General features: G+C 38.4%; 19 protein-coding genes, 1 pseudogene and 2 other annotated features. Of the genes and pseudogenes, 4 read left to right on the forward strand and 16 right to left on the reverse strand.

Annotation, left to right across the window (positions count from 1 at the left end; genetic code table 11):
• Positions 1 to 10: 10 nt before the first annotated feature.
• Positions 11 to 1,009 carry an inorganic phosphate transporter gene (locus tag C8K15_RS06440; RefSeq protein WP_108585599.1) on the forward strand — a complete coding sequence of 333 codons (999 nt, stop codon included), beginning with the start codon at positions 11 to 13 and terminating at the stop codon, positions 1,007 to 1,009.
• A gap of 41 nt (positions 1,010 to 1,050) precedes the next feature.
• Here the strand turns inward: C8K15_RS06440 and C8K15_RS06445 are convergent, their stop codons facing one another.
• The 5 genes from C8K15_RS06445 to C8K15_RS06465 all read right to left on the reverse strand — a co-directional run bounded on the left by C8K15_RS06445 (position 1,051) and on the right by C8K15_RS06465 (position 4,444).
• Positions 1,051 to 1,689: a pentapeptide repeat-containing protein gene (locus tag C8K15_RS06445; protein WP_108585600.1), complete on the reverse strand. Its 639-nt coding sequence runs from the start codon at positions 1,687 to 1,689 to the stop codon at positions 1,051 to 1,053.
• Between the two features lie 52 nt (positions 1,690 to 1,741).
• Positions 1,742 to 2,125: a DUF3221 domain-containing protein gene (locus C8K15_RS06450; RefSeq protein WP_108585601.1), complete on the reverse strand. Its 384-nt coding sequence runs from the start codon at positions 2,123 to 2,125 to the stop codon at positions 1,742 to 1,744.
• 5 nt (positions 2,126 to 2,130) lie between these two features.
• The gene (locus C8K15_RS06455) at positions 2,131 to 3,432 is read right to left on the reverse strand and encodes an RNA-binding domain-containing protein (protein ID WP_108585602.1); all 1,302 of its coding nucleotides are present in this window, start codon (positions 3,430 to 3,432) and stop codon (positions 2,131 to 2,133) included.
• Between the two features lie 86 nt (positions 3,433 to 3,518).
• Positions 3,519 to 3,977: a GNAT family N-acetyltransferase gene (locus C8K15_RS06460; RefSeq protein ID WP_108585603.1), complete on the reverse strand. Its 459-nt coding sequence runs from the start codon at positions 3,975 to 3,977 to the stop codon at positions 3,519 to 3,521.
• On the reverse strand, positions 3,977 to 4,444 hold the full coding sequence (locus C8K15_RS06465) for a hypothetical protein (protein WP_108585604.1): 468 nt from the start codon (positions 4,442 to 4,444) through the stop codon (positions 3,977 to 3,979). Before C8K15_RS06465 ends, C8K15_RS06460 begins: the two co-directional genes overlap by 1 nt.
• Before the next feature lie 103 nt (positions 4,445 to 4,547).
• Positions 4,548 to 4,749, forward strand: a binding site (T-box leader).
• Between the two features lie 100 nt (positions 4,750 to 4,849).
• Here C8K15_RS06465 and proS point away from each other — a divergent pair.
• The gene (gene proS, locus C8K15_RS06470) at positions 4,850 to 6,280 is read left to right on the forward strand and encodes a proline--tRNA ligase (RefSeq protein ID WP_108585605.1); all 1,431 of its coding nucleotides are present in this window, start codon (positions 4,850 to 4,852) and stop codon (positions 6,278 to 6,280) included.
• A 104-nt stretch (positions 6,281 to 6,384) separates the two neighbouring features.
• Positions 6,385 to 7,170: an HAD family hydrolase gene (locus C8K15_RS06475; protein ID WP_108585606.1), complete on the forward strand. Its 786-nt coding sequence runs from the start codon at positions 6,385 to 6,387 to the stop codon at positions 7,168 to 7,170.
• A gap of 232 nt (positions 7,171 to 7,402) precedes the next feature.
• Here C8K15_RS06475 and serA read toward each other — a convergent pair whose 3' ends face one another.
• From serA to C8K15_RS06500, 5 genes are all read right to left on the reverse strand, one after another.
• Complete coding sequence (gene serA / locus C8K15_RS06480) at positions 7,403 to 8,989, reverse strand: phosphoglycerate dehydrogenase (protein ID WP_108585607.1); 1,587 nt, start codon at positions 8,987 to 8,989, stop codon at positions 7,403 to 7,405.
• On the reverse strand, positions 8,990 to 10,150 hold the full coding sequence (locus tag C8K15_RS06485; protein WP_108585608.1) for a pyridoxal-phosphate-dependent aminotransferase family protein: 1,161 nt from the start codon (positions 10,148 to 10,150) through the stop codon (positions 8,990 to 8,992). It lies immediately after the preceding gene.
• A gap of 55 nt (positions 10,151 to 10,205) precedes the next feature.
• Positions 10,206 to 10,445: a binding site (T-box leader), on the reverse strand.
• Positions 10,446 to 10,507: 62 nt separating this feature from the next.
• Entirely contained in the window at positions 10,508 to 10,702 is a 195-nt protein-coding gene (locus C8K15_RS06490) for a hypothetical protein (RefSeq protein ID WP_108585609.1), read from the reverse strand.
• Between the two features lie 2 nt (positions 10,703 to 10,704).
• Positions 10,705 to 11,127 carry an NUDIX hydrolase gene (locus tag C8K15_RS06495; RefSeq protein ID WP_108585610.1) on the reverse strand — a complete coding sequence of 141 codons (423 nt, stop codon included), beginning with the start codon at positions 11,125 to 11,127 and terminating at the stop codon, positions 10,705 to 10,707.
• Positions 11,128 to 11,158: 31 nt separating this feature from the next.
• A complete protein-coding gene (locus C8K15_RS06500) occupies positions 11,159 to 11,893 on the reverse strand; it encodes an SDR family NAD(P)-dependent oxidoreductase (RefSeq protein ID WP_108585611.1) in 735 nt (244 codons plus the stop codon).
• 208 nt (positions 11,894 to 12,101) lie between these two features.
• On the opposite strand from C8K15_RS06500, the gene C8K15_RS06505 reads away from it, so the two are divergent.
• A complete protein-coding gene (locus C8K15_RS06505) occupies positions 12,102 to 13,046 on the forward strand; it encodes a 3-hydroxyacyl-CoA dehydrogenase NAD-binding domain-containing protein (RefSeq protein ID WP_108585612.1) in 945 nt (314 codons plus the stop codon).
• Between the two features lie 42 nt (positions 13,047 to 13,088).
• On the opposite strand, the gene C8K15_RS06510 is transcribed toward C8K15_RS06505, so the two are convergent.
• The 6 genes and pseudogenes from C8K15_RS06510 to C8K15_RS06540 form a co-directional block, all read right to left on the reverse strand.
• On the reverse strand, positions 13,089 to 14,756 hold the full coding sequence (locus tag C8K15_RS06510) for a hypothetical protein (protein WP_108585613.1): 1,668 nt from the start codon (positions 14,754 to 14,756) through the stop codon (positions 13,089 to 13,091).
• Positions 14,757 to 14,917: 161 nt separating this feature from the next.
• Positions 14,918 to 15,421, reverse strand: a complete 504-nt coding sequence (locus C8K15_RS06515; RefSeq protein ID WP_108585614.1) for a GNAT family N-acetyltransferase — start codon at positions 15,419 to 15,421, stop codon at positions 14,918 to 14,920.
• A 12-nt stretch (positions 15,422 to 15,433) separates the two neighbouring features.
• A complete protein-coding gene (locus tag C8K15_RS06520; RefSeq protein WP_108585615.1) occupies positions 15,434 to 16,054 on the reverse strand; it encodes an FMN-binding negative transcriptional regulator in 621 nt (206 codons plus the stop codon).
• Positions 16,055 to 16,195: 141 nt separating this feature from the next.
• Positions 16,196 to 16,348, reverse strand: a pseudogene (locus C8K15_RS20715) (Type 1 glutamine amidotransferase-like domain-containing protein); the annotation flags it as partial.
• A gap of 118 nt (positions 16,349 to 16,466) precedes the next feature.
• Positions 16,467 to 16,667, reverse strand: a complete 201-nt coding sequence (locus C8K15_RS06535) for a YwbE family protein (protein ID WP_108585617.1) — start codon at positions 16,665 to 16,667, stop codon at positions 16,467 to 16,469.
• 101 nt (positions 16,668 to 16,768) lie between these two features.
• Positions 16,769 to 17,713 (reverse strand): ABC transporter substrate-binding protein, encoded by a 945-nt coding sequence (locus C8K15_RS06540; protein WP_108585618.1) that lies wholly within the window; start codon positions 17,711 to 17,713, stop codon positions 16,769 to 16,771.
• Position 17,714 lies beyond the last annotated feature (1 nt).

A 17,714-nucleotide genomic window follows, 5' to 3' on the forward strand; every position in this document is an offset into this window, starting at 1 on the left:
TGAAAAATACATGGATGTAGTACTCATATTAACAATACTAGTCGTCATTTTCGCACTGGGATTTGATTTTATAAATGGTTTTCATGATACAGCAAATGCTATTGCAACTTCAGTTTCTACACGGGCACTTTCGCCACGAGTTGCAGTATTACTAGCAGCTACCATGAACTTTATCGGCGCATTAACTTTCACTGGGGTTGCTAAGACGATCTCGAAAGATATCGTAGATCCGTTCGCGCTTCAAAACGGCTCACTCATTATTCTAGCTGCCCTTTTGTCAGCGATTGCTTGGAACTTAGTTACCTGGTATTATGGGATTCCTTCTAGTTCGTCACATGCATTGATCGGTTCAATTGCTGGAGCGGCTGTTTCTGCGGCTGGCTTAGGTATATTAAATTATACTGGATTCCTGAAAATTCTACAGGCGTTGCTGATTTCACCATTTATTGCACTTGCAGTCGGATTTTTAATGATGTCCTTGTTCAAAGTAATATTTAAAAATAATAGTCTTTATCGTACGAATAAAGGTTTCCGGACTTTCCAGATTTTCACAGCTGCATTACAATCCTTTACTCACGGTACGAACGATGCACAAAAAGCTATGGGTATCATCACTATGGCATTAATTGCTGCTGAACTACAATCGACAGATGATATTCAAATGTGGGTACGTGTTTCTGCTGCACTTGCAATGGGAATAGGTACATCAATCGGTGGATATAAGATCATTAAAACTGTTGGTGGTAAAATCATGAAAATTCGTCCTGTTAACGGGGCGGCGGCTGATTTATCTTCCGCATTAATCATTTTCGGAGCAACAACGATTCATTTACCAGTTTCAACAACTCATGTAATTTCTTCAGCTATTATGGGTGTTGGTTCTGCTCAACGCGTTAAAGGCGTTAAATGGGGAGTTGCACGTAAAATTGTTTTAACGTGGGTCATTACCTTACCAATTTGTGCAGCTCTTGCTGCTGTTATCTATCAATTACTTAATTTGTTCTACTAATAAAAAAGCTGTCACGCTCAACTCATGAGCATGACAGCTTTTTATTCTTTTATGAGTAATCCAAGTGATTTCGCAAAACCCATTGCTTGTTCGGTTGAAACTGTACAACCTGACAGTTTATCAATACTCACCGTAATTTGTTCGTACGTACACGAACTTAAATCTATTTTGGCTAAACTAGTTTCAGTGAAATTTGCAGTGTCTAATTCACATTCATTGAATTCAACTTTATCAAATAAACACTCGAAAAAATCCGCTTTATTAAAAGCAGTTTGCTGAAACTTTACTTGTTTCATTTTACTAAAACTAAATGCAGCATAATTAGCTACACAACTATCCATCAATACATGTCCGAAACGGCTTTGTGTACACTGTACGCCAACTAGTTTTGACTGATGGAATTCTACTCTATGAAATATGGCTTGACCAAAGTCTACATTAGATAAATCACAACGCTCGAACTTGCAATCAATAAATTCCACCTGATCAAAACGAATCCTATTAAAATCTACATCCTGGAAATGCACTTGATCAAAACTTATTTTGTTCTCCGGAAGTTCAATAACGTTCCATTTCGACAAAATTCCCCGGGAAATAAATCGCTCTTCATCCACCTCTATTAATAATGAAACGTCCAACTCTTCTAATTGCTTTGGAATTTTTGGTTTGTCTATTTTCACACTTGTGATACCTCTTCCGTAATAAAGTAATCATCTCTAGTAATTTATAAACTTACTTAGTCTCATCACTAATATTCTTCAAACTATTAGCACTTGATTGTCCTGGAAATGATTCACTAACTTTACTATAAGTTATACGCACAGAATCCATTTCCTGAACTGTTTTTACTTGGTCAATCGATAATGAAAACCAAATCGCTTCACTGACACCTTTAAGCATTTCTTCTTCTGTCTGTCCTTTTAATTCGTCTGCATCTTTACCACTTATGACTAAAACGCGTGAATCATCGATTATTGCTACCGTTCCTTCTATTGCTTTCGAATATCCATTTTGAGTTTCATTTTTTTGATAAAAAGAGGTAATTGAAAATACGACAGCTACTAGAGCAGCAAATAAAATAATTACAATTAGTATTACAGCTTTAATACCTTTCATGATACTTATTCCTCCTGGTTTGTAACCGATAATGTATACATTCGTCCTTTACGTTCTCCTGTTGCTACTAATAAGTCTTTCGTAACCATGTCACGTACAATTTGGGTGACTCGTGAAGGAGATACTCCCAAAATTTTTTGGAAGTCTATGTTTTTCGCTTGCCTATGCTCAAGCAAATGACTCATTATAGCTTGTTCATGAGTCATCTCATTGCGAGACTTAGGTTCAGCACTTGCTTTTTCAGCTTTTTCGAGCCGAGGAAGTTTAATCGTAACACTATCTTTTTGAATGGAAATTTTCGGCTTATCATCACAGTCATTATACGAGTCCACTACACGACGGATCCCACCCCCCCGACCTTCTGTCAAACCAAGATCGACAAAAAGTGAATGTAAGAGTGGATTTCTACGAACGATACGAGCTCCTTTTTTAACGGACTCAATCGATAACCCCTCCACTAAAGTGCCTGGCGAAGAGACTTCGACACGATTAGCAAAAATAACAACAGAAACTTCACCTTGTAAAGCGTAATCTCGATGGGTAAAAGCATTAACCACACATTGCTGAATCAAATCGTTCGGATATAACGATTGGACCGTCTTCAATATCGCCATAATTCGGCCGAGTTGAGTCACAATAGATCCAGAGAAATCGCTTGCTTGTTGGCAATATGATGTCACTCGATCTCCGCTGTATTGTAATAATACCGCCCGTGTTTGAGACGAGTTCGATAACCACTTACCTAGGTGAGTTAATACAAACTCGCCGTTATTCCATCGAATCGCATTGTATGTAGCGAGAACACCTTCAAGATTTTCATCTATATTTGTAAAACTATCCTTAATATTAGGTTGTGATTGAACAAAGTCGACAAATTCCGTGAAATCTTCAGGATGGAAAGTAGTATCAATTTGCGCATTTTCATTTTCGTCTACTTGTCTCATACGAATAAACCGATGAACTTCTTCTGCCGTTCTTAATAATTGTTTCTTTGAACCATATCGAACATAGATTTCTTCAAACAAAGTACCCCGTTTACGATAAACGTGTTCGGTCGCGCTGACTTTCACATCTAGAATAACTTGTCCGTTAAGATGTTCCTGATTAACTTCAATTAAGGGCATAGGCTCAACCATTTTACTTAACTGATCGTATAAGGCATTTTCATCTGCTAATGGATTCTCTAATCCTATAATACTTTGTTTATCATTCATACCAATTTTTAATATACCACCATTTCCATTGGCAAAGGCAATCACTTCTCGGTACAGCTTGTTCGTCACTTTAGGTTTATATTCAATATTCAACCAGTTCACCACCTATCGATAATTGTTAGTTCAAGTATATCGATAATTCATTGAATTTTCTAATAAAAAGAGAACTAGAAAAATTCCTAGCTCTCAAATGTACGACATAAGCGAATCATATCGCGACACAACAATCCATTTTCATATATAGGTTCATCGTAACTACGAGTAAAATAATCGAAGTCTACACTCACAATACGAAATCCACATTGTTGATAAAGTTTTAATTGATAAATACTTGAATTGCCTGTCCCAATTTCTATCCTGGCATATCCTTGTTTAGAAGCCTCATTAATTGCGTGAGAAATTAATTGCTTGCCTAGTCCTTTTCCTTGCTGATCTTCATGGACAGCTACATTCATAATTTCCACGACGACTTTCTCCGTTTCTTTAAGAACATATACACCCACTATTTCACCTAAGATTTCCCCTACATAGACGCAGCTACTCTTTATATAGCCTTCGACAATCATACGTGAAGGATCAGCAAGCTCAAGTAATTCCCACGGTGGGTTTTCCTTTGGAGTTAATTTGCGAATGTGCATTATTTTGAAGTTAATTCGAATCCTTCGCTCAGTAAATACTCTTCAGCTTCGCCGAATGACTCGTAGCTTTCTTCCAAGTTGTGTGCATGATACACATTCCAAAGAGTGTCTTCATGAATCAGTTTCAGTTCTTGACCCTCGTTGTTTTTCCACATCTGTTCTTCTACAACTTCTTCTTCAAACTGCTCTTCTTCAGACAAAATTCCAATAGAATCTGTAATCATTTCGCGTAGCTCTTCTTCCGATGCTTCACGAATATTTACCATACCTTTGCTATCCGATTCATATTTCTTTAAATCTCCAACAAATACAAACCCGTTACCATTAGGATGCAAATGATAAATGACGGTTTTTTTATCATATAAACTACCTTCGAAGTGATAGTTCACACGCTTTAACGAAACGTCTCTTTTGGTTAGTTCAGGGAAAGATTCAATAATCTCGGTTTTTTGTTCAAATGTTAACATAATGCGCCTCTTTTCATAGTAGTTCTTTGGCTTATTATATCACAAGAGCGCTTAAATATTAGTTGACAGTCTAAAACAATAACCGCTATAATCACAGAAATATAAAAGTACGTTGAGAAGGACTAGTAAAGAAATGTGTGTTTTTGTAGAGAGGGAGTTGAGTGGTGAAAGACTCCTAATTACCGCTTCTTGAACCTACCTTTGAGTTCGAAGTCGAAAGATTATCGCGGCGACAGTCGTTAACATGTAAAAGTGTGAAGCTTTGCTTCAAATGAGGGTGGTACCGCCATGATATGGTCCCTCGTTTGAAGCAGAGCTTTTTTTGAAAGTCATGCACTACACTTGCTCGAAGCTGAAATGCGAGCAGGACATTTTGACTAACTAATTCTAAAAGGAGTGTTTCTGATGAAAAAAGAGTTTGTGCAAAGCATAACAGCGATGGATGATGATTTCGCTCAATGGTTTACTGATATCGTGACGAAAGCAGAATTAGCCGATTATACAAGCGTACGAGGGTCGATGATACTGCGGCCATACGGTTATGCAATTTGGGACAATGTTAAAGAAGCTTTAGATGCACGTATTAAAGCAACTGGTCATGAAAACGTCTATATGCCTCTATTTATACCAGAGTCTCTACTCCAAAAAGAAAAAGATCATATCGAAGGATTTGCACCTGAAGTCGCTTGGGTGACGCATGGCGGAGATGAAAAACTGGCTGAACGATTATGTGTTCGTCCTACTTCAGAAGTTTTATTTTGTGAGCATTTCAGCAATATAATTCATTCTTATCGAGACTTACCTAAGCTATATAACCAGTGGTCAAATGTGGTGCGATGGGAAAAAACGACACGTCCTTTCTTGCGTACACTTGAATTTTTATGGGAAGAAGGTCATACGGCACATGCATCTGAAGAAGATGCGCAAGTCGAAACTCTGCGTATGTTAGATGAATATGCAAAGCTTTGTGAAGAGTGGTTAGCTATTCCAGTGGTCAAGGGACAGAAAACAGATAAAGAGAAATTTTTTGGAGCCAAATCAACCTATACAATTGAGACATTAATGCATGATGGCAAAGCTTTGCAATCCGGCACTTCTCATCATTTTGGTGATGGATTTGCACGTGCTTTTGACATTAAATATTTAGATAAAGAAGGCAAACAACAATACGTACATCAAACATCTTGGGGATTTACTACACGTATAATTGGTGCAATGATTATGGTACACGGCGACAATCGTGGCCTCGTCATGCCACCTAAAATCGCTCCAACTCAAGTGATGATTGTACCTATTGCCCAACATAAAGAAGGTGTATTAGATTATGCATATGAGTTAAAAGACCGTTTGGTGAGCATTGCACGGGTGGGTATTGATTCATCCGATAAAAAGCCTGGGTGGAAATTTAACGAATACGAGATGAAAGGAATACCAATTCGTTTAGAAGTGGGACCAAAAGATATCGAACTCGAACAAGTTGTGTTGGTACGACGGGATAACGGTGAAAAAATTATCGTACCAGTGGGCGAACTTGAAACAAAGATTCCTGCATTACTGGAAGAAATTCAAAGAGATTTATTTGATAAGGCTTTATCACACCGTGAACAACATACATCCATAGCCGTGACATTTGATGAATTTAAAAGCAAACTAGTTGATAACCCAGGGTTTGTTAAGGCTATGTGGTGTGGAGATCTAGCTTGCGAAGAGTTTATTAAAGAAGAAACGTCTGCAAGTTCACGTTGCATTCCATTTGAACAAGAGCACTTAAGCGATACCTGTGTATGCTGTAAAAGTCCAGCAATCAGTATGGTTTATTGGGCAAAAGCGTATTAACAAAAGAATGCCTAAGCTACAGTTCGCGTAATGCATTAAAGTTATTTTCTTTCATCCATCGCTTTTACTTGTCCGATTATTAATCAATAAGGAGCTGTCTATATTTGATAAAAGCCATTATTTTTGATTTAGATGACACGTTATTATGGGACAAAAAAAGTGTAGAAACCGCATTTCAAGTCACATGCCAAATTGCTGCAAAAAAAGTTCCTATAGATCCTTCCAAGTTAGAAGATGCTGTCAGAATAGAAGCAAGTGAACTTTATGCTTCCTACGAGACCTACCCTTTCACTAAAATGATTGGTATTAATCCTTTCGAAGGATTGTGGGGTACCTTTGATGATGAGGGAGAACTTTTTCAAAAAATGAAAACAATAGTTCCTGCCTATCGTCAAGAAGCTTGGACTAAAGGATTGCTAAGGGTAGGAATCGACGATACAGAACTTGGCAAACAATTGGCTGACCATTTTCCAAAAGCCAGGAAAGCTCATCCATTCTTATACACAGAAACGCTCCAAGTACTTGATCGTCTCAAAAATCATTATCAACTTGTGCTCTTAACAAATGGTTCACCAACTTTGCAAAACACCAAACTTGAAATAACAGCAGAACTTGCTCCTTATTTCACTCACATTGTCATTTCAGGAGCATTTGGAAAAGGAAAACCTGACCCTTCCATTTTTCAATTTGCGCTTTCTCAATGTAACCTACAAGCAGATGATGCCATTATGGTCGGCGATAATTTGATGACCGATATTTTAGGAGCATCGCGAGCAGGTATCCGTTCCATATGGATAAATAGAGAGAATAAACAACCGGATAAAGACATAAAACCTTCCTATGAAATTACCAACTTGGAAGACCTATTTCCTATCTTGAAGGATTTATAGAAGGGTGTCCTGAAGTGAGGACCTCTTGGCTGACGATTTTTTTCTATTCACGGTTTCTTGTCGACTATGCGCGGAACTGACCGTTCTATTCGCGGATTTTTGTCGACTATGCGCGTTTCTCTGTCGACTATAAGCGATTACGGCGTTCTATTAGCGTTACTAAAAAAAAAACACAAAAAAGTGTGGAAAATCAACTTAGATTTTCCACACTTTTTATTATTCATTCCAATTTCTATAAATCAATCGCCGTGACATCATAAATATCTGCCAGCTCTTTCAAGTGCTCGATTTCATTTTGTTCGATGTGTTTGTCGATTGTTAACATCATAATCGCATCCCCACCAAGCGTTGATCTTCCAACCTGCATCGTAGCGATATTGATATTTTCTTTTGCCAACAATGTTCCTACTCGACCAATTGCACCTGGTTGGTCTTTATGTTTGATAAATACGATATGCCCTTCAGGGACAACATCTATAATATAGTTATCTACTTTAACAATTCGAGCTCCCAAGCCATTTAGAAGTGTACCAGCTACCCTTCTCGTGCCACTTTCCGTTGTTACTTCTACCGTCAATAAATTTGTAAATCCTTTTGAAGCTGTTGATTTATGTTCATTAACTTGTATTCCAATACGATCTGCAAAGAACTTAGCATTTACTTCATTCACATGTTCGCCTAAGTGGCGTTTCAACATTCCTTTTAATGTATTGCGAGTCAATGGACTAACTTCATATTTAGCCAAATCACCTGAGTAGTAAATATTTACTTCTTCAATTACCTCATTTGTTAAGCCGATTAGGAATGCACCTAATTTCTCTGATAAGGTAAAGTAAGGTTCAATTTTAAGCATGATTTCTTTTGATACCGAAGGAAGATTGACAGGATTACGGACCAGTCCACCATGTAAAAAATTAACGACATCTTGACTTACGTCGATTGCCACACTTTCCTGCGCTTCAATTGTACTTGCCCCTAAATGAGGGGTCGCTATAACTTCGGCTAGAGTTAGGAGCTTGTGATTTACAGCCGGTTCTTGTTCAAAAACATCTAAAGCCGCACCGTCTACCTTTTTAGAAACGATTGCGTCATATAGTGCTTCTTCATCAATGATGCCCCCTCTTGCGCAGTTGATAATTTGTACGCCATCTTTCATCAACTTAAATGCATCTGCATTAATTAAATGCTTTGTTTCTTTCATTAATGGAGTATGCACGGTAATAAAGTCGGCTTTTCGAAGTACATCTTCTACTGAACCAAAGTCGATGCCCATCTTCAGCGCCTTTTCAGCGGTCAAGAAGGGATCATAGGCAATCACATTCATCCTTTGCCCTTGAGCTCTTGCGGCAACCTCTGCTCCAATCCTACCGAGGCCGATTACACCGAGCGTTTTGTTTTTCAGTTCGACTCCCACATATTTTTTTCGATCCCATTCATTATTTTTTAGTGCATGAAATGCTTGGGGTATTTTCCTTGCAAGTGACATTAGCATAGCCATCGTATGCTCGGCAGCTGAGTTTGTATTACCATCAGGTGCATTAACAACGATTATTCCATGCTCTGTAGCGGCAGTTAAATCAATGTTATCAACACCGACTCCTGCACGGCCGATGATTTTCAAATTAGTTGCTTTGGCAATAATATCAGCTGTTACTTGGGTCTGACTTCGAACAAGCAAGGCATCAAATTCACTAATGCGATTTGCTAATTCTTCAGGAGACCATCCAGTTTCGATAACAATATTCATTCCCTCTGCTTGTCTTAGAGGATAAATTCCGTCTTCGCTTAGTGGATCACTGATTAAGATATTAAACGCCATTTATTTAAGCACTCCTTGGTTTAAGTAAATTTTTTGAGCAGCAGCCGTTCCCTTACCTAAGACTATCTCTTTTCCAATCAGTACTAACCCGATTTCAACCATTCCGATAATTTGAAGAACATCTGCTGGTGAACAGTAGCCCATATGTCCGATGCGAACTACCTTTCCTGTTAAATGTCCCTGACCTCCAGCAATGGACAAACCAAATTCTTGTTTCAATACTTTCCGGAATTCTTCAGCATCAAAATCATCTGGTTTTACTGCGGTAACAGTAGGAGAACCATCAGAATCACTAGTCAATAAAGGAATTTCTAATGCATGAAAAGCTCCACGTGTCATTTCCATCATCAATGTATGTCTCTTGTAAGCTTCATCCAAACCTTCTTCGTCTATCAAATTCAAAGCTTGCTCTAGCCCGAATAATAATGACAAAGCAGGCGTAAACGGAGTAGTATCTTTTAGTAAATTATCGCGATATCTTTTCAAGTCCAAATAAAAACGAGGTTGATCATTTTGGTCAATTACGTCCCATGCTCGATCACTTGCGGCCACAAAATTTAATCCTGCAGGAAGCATTAGTGCTTTTTGAGAGCCTGTAACCATGACGTCAATTCCCCAGTCGTCCATCTTCGTCTCTACACCTCCTACACAAGAAACTCCGTCGACAACAATTAATGCTTCACTAACTTGTCGAACAGCTTCACTTAATTCTTTTATCGGATTTAAGACACCCGTAGAAGTTTCACAATATGTAGAGAAAATAGCCTTTATTTCCGGGTGTTCTTCTAGATACGATTTAATCGCATCAGGATCTAATGCTTTGCCCCATTCAACATCAATCCTTTGATAACTAATGTTGTACGCTTTGCATATCGATGTGAAACGATCACCAAAAGCTCCGGTAACAATTACTAACACCACATCGCCCGGTTTTACTACATTCACTACGGCCGCTTCTAAACCCGCGGTACCACTTGCAGTAATAATAGCTATTTCTTGTGATGTACCAAAAATCTTCTTTAATTTAGGAGCAATTCTTCTTAATAGTTCTGATGTATTTTGACCTCGGTGACCAATCATAGGTTGACTCATAGCCCGTTGAACACTTGGCGGGATTGGGCTAGGCCCGGGAATTCGTAAGATTTGTTGATCTGCTAACATAATCATTCTCCTCTCTATTTTGCCAACAAAAAAAAGCCATCCTCCCCTTACTAGTGTAAGGGGCGAAAAGCTTAAAACTATCGCGGTACCACCCTTTTTCGCTACCCCTTTGTCATAACAGAGTATAGCCTCATTGGTTAACATGCTTAACGTGCATGAAGCGAATGAGCCTAAATAAATTGATTCAACTCATCTATTCAGAAGTGCTACTTTATGTAGAAATCGCTGATTCTCACCATCCATCAGCTCTCTTAAGATTTCATCCCATAAAATCTTTCTTCATCAACATATTTTCAAAATATTGAATTTTGTTAATAATAACAAACTTAAAATTATTGTCAATACGCATTTATGCGATTAATTCAATGTAAACGCTTGCTTTAGAAAATATTTTTTCACAAGTAAGATGTGGTAAATAAAGCCACCCCAAGTTACGGGATGACTTTCTGTCATTACTATTTTATTTCCGACTATAAAATGATATTCCGTCCACTGAATGATGTTTTCGACCATTCGTCCCCAGCGTGACACGATTCCACTCCATATATACACGTCTAATTAATCTCATTGCCAATTCGCAATAAACCTTTTAAAAATTCAACATCTTCCGGATAACACATGTCGAGTTGATCTAATTCAGCAACAGACTTCCACCCGATATCCAAAATGAACTCATCGGGATCTTGTAATGTCAATTCCCCGCTTACTACTTTTACTTGAAAATACTGCAGCTCATATTCTATTTTATATTCCTTATTAGATCCACTCTTGTTTTGAAGCTTCGATATGACTTCCACTTTCATACCTGTCTCTTCCTCAAATTCACGAACACAACATTGTTCGAACGTCTCATTGTCTTCAAGTCCGCCTGAAGGAACAGTCCATTTGGGTTCTTCATCATGGGCAGGTTGCAATACCATTAATATTTGATTCTCTTCATTGATGCACACACCTGATGCACCCTTCCACTTGAACATCGAAATCCCACCTTACTCATTTAAATTCAACCTAGTGTTCGTAAATCATTTTGCGTGTCATGCCTCCATCCACAACTAGATTAATACCTGTGACAAAATCGTTTTGTGGATCCGTTAAATAAAGACAAGCTTTCGCGATGTCAGAAGGAGTACCTACCCGCCCTGATAAATGTTGCTCATGGTCGATATCACGAAGTTCACTATAATCGCCCGTTTCTATCCAACCAGGTGAAATTGCGTTCACTGTAATATGATGTTCTGATAGCGTTGCTGCAAGCGCATGTGTAATGGCCACAATTCCACCTTTTGTTGCGGCATAAGCTTCTGAATTCGGTTCAGACATGGTTGCTCGAGTAGAAGCAATATTCACGATAGAGCCTCCTCCATCTTGTTCCCGCATATGTACAGCCGCTTCACGAGAACATAGGAAAACACTTCTTAAGTTAGTATTGAATACATCATCCCACTCAGATACCGATAATTCGAATAAAGGCTTAAAATCGCTTTTCCCTGCGTTATTAATTAAGATATCAATCCGGCCGAATTGAGTAATTGTTTGTTCTATTAAATTTTTAACGTCTTCTTCTTTACGGACATCTGTTTTTATAAACACACTACGTTTAAGCTGTTGACTCACTTCATTTCCTAATTTCTCATTTATATCAGCTAGGATTACTTGTGCTCCTTTTGCTACGTAAGCTTCTGCAACGCCCCGCCCAATACCGTGCGATGCACCTGTTACAATAACAACCTGCGCATGATACATAGTAAATCCCACCTTTCAAAATTATATTAACGCGTCCACCATTCGTTAATGACTACAATTGCAATAACTACTCCGAACGCCAATAGATAAAACCACTCGGGTACTCCACTAAACATATCAGCACATCCTTTTCTCATTCAAAAAATTCGCGCAATGAGCTTGTCTAAATATGATAACATGGTTTTAGTTAAAAGAAGGAGGATGAACCATGACACTCGTACATAGTGATTTACAACGTTTTAATCCAGTCACTGTAATAGGCGCAGGAACAATTGGAGTTTCTTGGGCCACTTTGTTTTTAGCTCATGGATTAACCGTGCGATTATTCGATCCAAGAACTGATTTACAAGAAGTCGTGGATCAATATTTCAAGTCCATAGGTTCAACTTTATCGTTACTTGGACTTCCTTCAAGCGGCTTTGAATCGCGCTTAACACTCGAAACCGACTTACAACAAGCTGTTAGGGGCGCAGCCGTTATTCAAGAAAATGGTCCTGAAAAATTAGAACTGAAACAACAATTGTTTGCTGAGATTGAAAGTTACATTGAACCACATACATTGTTACTGTCCTCTTCTTCAACCATTCCAGCAAGTGATATTTCGGCATCAATGAAAAATAAGAGTCGTATGCTTATTGGCCATCCGTTTAATCCTCCACTGGTTATGCCATTAGTGGAAGTTGTACCAGGCACTTTTACTTCAGCTGAAGCTGTTGAAGATGCGCTGGCATTCTACAAAGCACTTGGCAAAGCTCCGCAACATATACAAAAAGAAGTATTTGGCTTTGTAGCAAACCGTTTGCAGTTCGCGATGTTGCGCGAAGCTATGTATTTAGTGGATGAAGGAGTTGTCGAAATGAAAGACGTCGACGAAATCGTAAAAGATTCTATTGGCTTACGCTGGGCTGTAGCTGGTCCGATGCTTGGAATGCATTTAGGTGGAGGCCAAGGGGGTATGGAAGCATTTATGCGGCACTTAGGTTCGACGATGGAAAAAAGTTGGGCGGCACAAGGAAATCTCATGATGGATGAAGAAACAATCTTACGCTTAGCTAAAAAATCGCGTGACTCTTATGGAGACTTTACGATTAATGAACTCGCTCAAACACGAGATCAAAAACAAATGGCGATACTGAAAACACGTACTAAATAAATCAAAAGGCTACCTCGTATTAAAACTGAGGCAGCCTTTTTCTTATTCCAATCCAGTGATCGTTAATTCTTTTACAGGTAAGAACAATTCTCCTGTGTTCAAATAGGAAATAGTTACGGTATCGCCTACTTCTAAGTAGACTGCTAGAGGTGTCACTTCAGTGGATACCAAGTAATTGGTTCCATCTGCTAACATGAACGACACAAGGGTAAAGTCACCCACCCGTTCTTTATACACTCGTTGTACTTTTCCTGTTACTGTAGCTTCTTCAGCATTCGAACTACCATCGACCGTACTTCCTCCGCGTTGCAATGCTGTTTTATAAAGCTTTAATGCTTCATTAGGTGTGTTGGCAAAAGCGGATATTTCAGGGTTCGCTGCAGACACAATAAAGTAGTTTTGTAAGAACCCATTGGCATCTAATACGGGTGTTAACCAACTTGCTTCACCGTAGAAGTTATACAAGATCGGCATTTCACCTGACCATTTTTTCTCAATGAATTTCTTTTCAATTATTTGTAGTGCAGCTTGTGAATCCATATAAGATTCTTCCATATTTCCTGTGAAATACGTCGCCTCTCCCGTTCGTGCATCCGTTAAGGCATACCCGAGCATTGAATCAACGCCTTCTTTCGGACTTGTGAAATCTGTGAAATAAAACATTTCCCCATCCACATTAAATATAGGACTGACATTCGCTTCGGTTCCATAGCCAGAAGGCAATTTCACGTCTTTCTTGCCAAATTTACTATTCCAGAAACCATGGATGTAATTTCCGAAATAACTATTTTGTAAACTTACAACTTCTGGTGAAACTGCTCCGTCAATAAAGGCAGGTAATTCATCAAGTGCGTACTTTTTAATGTCACCCGATTGAGGATCCACCACAGCTACTCCAGTCACTTCAAAACCATTTCGTGCTGACACAAATTCTCCGTAAGAACGGATATAATGTGGTTTTTCTTCATCATCAATTTCAAGTTGCATATCTCCGTAAAAAATAGTTTCAGGCATTTCAAATCGTAAATGACGGGCTACATTTTTATGGAAGAATGAAGATGGTGTATAACTCATTTCTGCATCAATAAACTTAGGATTGTCTGATGAGTCAGTTGCACTCATCGTGAAATAACCTGGTGTTGTATCACCATTCATCCATTTGAAAAACCCAGAGAATTCAACTGGTGCAATATATACGTACGCATCATTTACTTTTTGAATTTGCAATCTGCCTAATTCATAGTAACTGGTATTTGGTACTTGACCAAATGCTTTTTTCATTTTGTTTCGTGCAAATTTTGGTGGCACACTAGCTGGTGTTTCAGTTTCATCGAATGCTTCGATTTCCACTTCTTGTTTCATTTTTGCTGATTCGAATTTATCATCTGCATTAAATAATACTGCGCTTAGCATATAACCACCAAAGACAATGGCTGCTAAAAACAGCACACCTTTCACCATTTGTTCCTTGCCTGTTGCTGAGAATGCTCCAATTCCTGTCGCTACAATAGCTAGTGGCCAAAGTGCCGACGGATTTCGATCTATATTCGTTACATAATATAGTGCAAAAATAATGATTGCTAATATAACGCCTGTTCCAATCAATCCAGCAACGATACCCTTTCTTTTCTCTTTAGGTAACGTTAACGGCATAATTAACAAAGCCGCAACGATGGCTACTACTATGCTATAAAGGAAAGTTAATCCCATTTGAATTCCTCATTTCTTAGATGTTGTCTTCTTTAATACGGTTGAACATGTGAAAAGTTTCAATGAACACTTCTCATCCAATAGAAAGAGTGACTGCTAAATAGTAGCAATCACTCTTTTCATGTAGTTATTAAAGTTAATTACGATGATTACTCTCACGTCTACCAAACTAAACTCATATAAACTTCGTCTACATATGTATCGTTCATTTTCATCGCATGATGTTCTAGGCCGAATGATTTAAAACCGAATTTCTCATATAAATTTATGGCTGATTCATTTGTAGATACTACTGTTAAATTAATTTTTTCTACATGCGGCAATTGCTTTGAATACTTAATCACTTCCTGCAAGAGAGCCGTTCCTACTTGTTTACCTCGTACTTTCGGCGTTACATAAACGGCAAACAAGTTCACTCGGTGACGAAGTTTTGGGGCTCCTTCTTCTGCAATGGTCATCACGCCTACTAATTCGTTATCGATAAACGCTCCAAGTGTTGCAGAATCGTCAGCATCCATTTTACTTGCAACACTTTTTAAAGGGTTCACTCTTGATATCGCATCTTCATAAGTAGTTGCAAAAGCTTCAGGATCTTGTTGCAATGCTTCAAGTCTCAAGTCCCAATACGCTTCAGCATCTTCACTGTTTAGTTTCCGAATCTCCATACTTCTCCTCCTCTATTCCAAAGGTAGCGATTTTTTTCTCATCCGTTTCGCAATATCTTGTTCATCAGACTTTTCTATTTTCGATAGCTGTTCAATAACCCGCTCCACTCGCTCTTTTGAATGATTTTGACTAAGCTTCGCTTTTCCTTCGATTTTATCGATAGAGATAGTAAAGCCAATCACACCTTTCGATAATGCGTTAATATATTTTGTATCCACATGATATAAATTGTATGGACTATTAAGTTCTTCATATTTTTCTGTTAAATTCACCATTGATTGCCAAAGTCGCGGATCTTCTTCTTTTAGAAGTTGAACCTTCCCATTCACATGAACTGTTACATAATTCCACGTGGGAACGGCATCTTGGCTTTCATACCATGAAGGAGAAATATAACAATGGGGTCCTTGAAACACCACCAATACTTCTTGCTCTTCTATGTCTTTCCATTGTTGATTTCCTTTTGAAAAATGACCAACCAATGTCTTCTTATCTTCACTCAACAGTAATGGAAGATGTGTAGCAGTCAATGTTCCTTCATGAAATGAGGTAATAGTTGCAAATCCATTGTCCCTAATTACTTCATGCATTTCTTGTTCACTCTTTAATTCAAAATAAGATGGAATGTAAATAGTAACAGCTCCCTTTTCTATTCTTGAGGCGGTAATTTAATGCTCCAAGCCTAAATAAATAGTAGATAATTTCGTTTCTTTCTCTTTATCCACACGGTAACCTTGTGCATCCGGGCGAGAGCTAACCACTCGATGCAATTCTTCATCCCTAAAGTGAAGAGCAACACCATCATCTGCAGCAAAGCCACTACCAATCTTTCCTTCTTGAATGAACTTTTGATAGGTAGACCCTCGATCATCTCCACCATCATAGTGCGGACAATGACTGCCGCGTAATATACCAAGACATAAAATAGGCTAATACCCAGTGGTGCCACCCTATTTGCTTGAGTTGTAGTGACACCTCTCTAACTACTTCTTTGTTTTGAAAACTAGATGCCACGTAAAAATTTATGCCTTAACCACCCATACGTTAAGAATTTAAAATTTCACAAACACGTCCTACTTGTCCATCTTCCAATCGAACTTTTATACCGTGAGGATGTCGAGGAGAATTAGTTAGTAAATCCTTTACAATTCCTTTTGTTTTAACGCCTGAACGTTGATCTTTCTTCAATACCACATTTACTTCTAAACCCGGTTTTACATCAGCTCGAATTTGACCATTCGCCATGATTTCTCACCCTTTCTATTTACACTATTTTACCATAAAAAGAGCCAGTGCTTTGACAAACAAAGCACTGGCTCTAGGAAAATTAAACGTACGATAATTTCTTATTTGAAGTAAGTTTCCAAATCATCTAACATCAATTCTGCAGCTAAATATCCACCAGCTGTATTCCAAATCGTGTCATCTACTTTAAATACTTTTTTCGCTTTTGCCACTTCAAGGTTTTGGAATAATGGATCGTTAATCCACTCTTCTTCTAATTTCGATGCTTCTTTATCACCAGTTTCATAAGTGAAGTAGAACATAATGTCTCCGTCCATTGCTGGAATACGTTCTTTTGTGAGACCTTTTTCTGCGAAATCATTTATGTCTTGTTCTGCAGGGCGAGCAAAACCAAGTTGCTCTAAAATCACACCTGAGAATGTGTCTTTATGGTAAATACGAACATCCCCAGCCATAAAACGGACCATTGACACTTTTTGCTGTGTTTGATCTCCTAGTTTTGCTTTCAAATCTTCAACGTGTTTATTGTAAGCATCTAACTTTTCTTGCCCAACTTCTTCTTTATTAATTGCTTTTGAATACAGTTTAAAGTTTTCTTGCCAGTCGCCACGTAATGTTTCAGCGAATACTGTTGGTGCGATTTTGTTCAATTGATCATAGACTTTTTCTTGGCGCATTTTGTTCCCAATGATTAAATCAGGTTTCAATGCAGCAATCGCCTCTAAAGAAGGCTCCGATTCGGTACCAACTGACTTCGTGTCTTTTAACTGTTCAGCCGTATGTGCATACCATGTGTCACCAGTAAATGCCTCAACTGCTCCAACAGGTGTAACACCCATTGCAAGTAGCGCCTCTACTCCTTCATTTGTCAAAACAACAATTCGCTTTGGCTCCCCTTTAATCGTTGTTTCTCCCATTGCATGTGTTACTGTGTAGCTTTCCTCTGATGCTTTATCTTCAGTATTTTTCGTAGACTTTTCTTCTGTTTTTCCACATGCTGCTAAAACGAGCATGAAAGCTATTAATAAAAGAACTAATTTTTTCATT

The organism is Paenisporosarcina sp. OV554 (genome assembly GCF_003058165.1).
In the GTDB taxonomy this organism is placed as follows: domain Bacteria; phylum Bacillota; class Bacilli; order Bacillales_A; family Planococcaceae; genus Paenisporosarcina.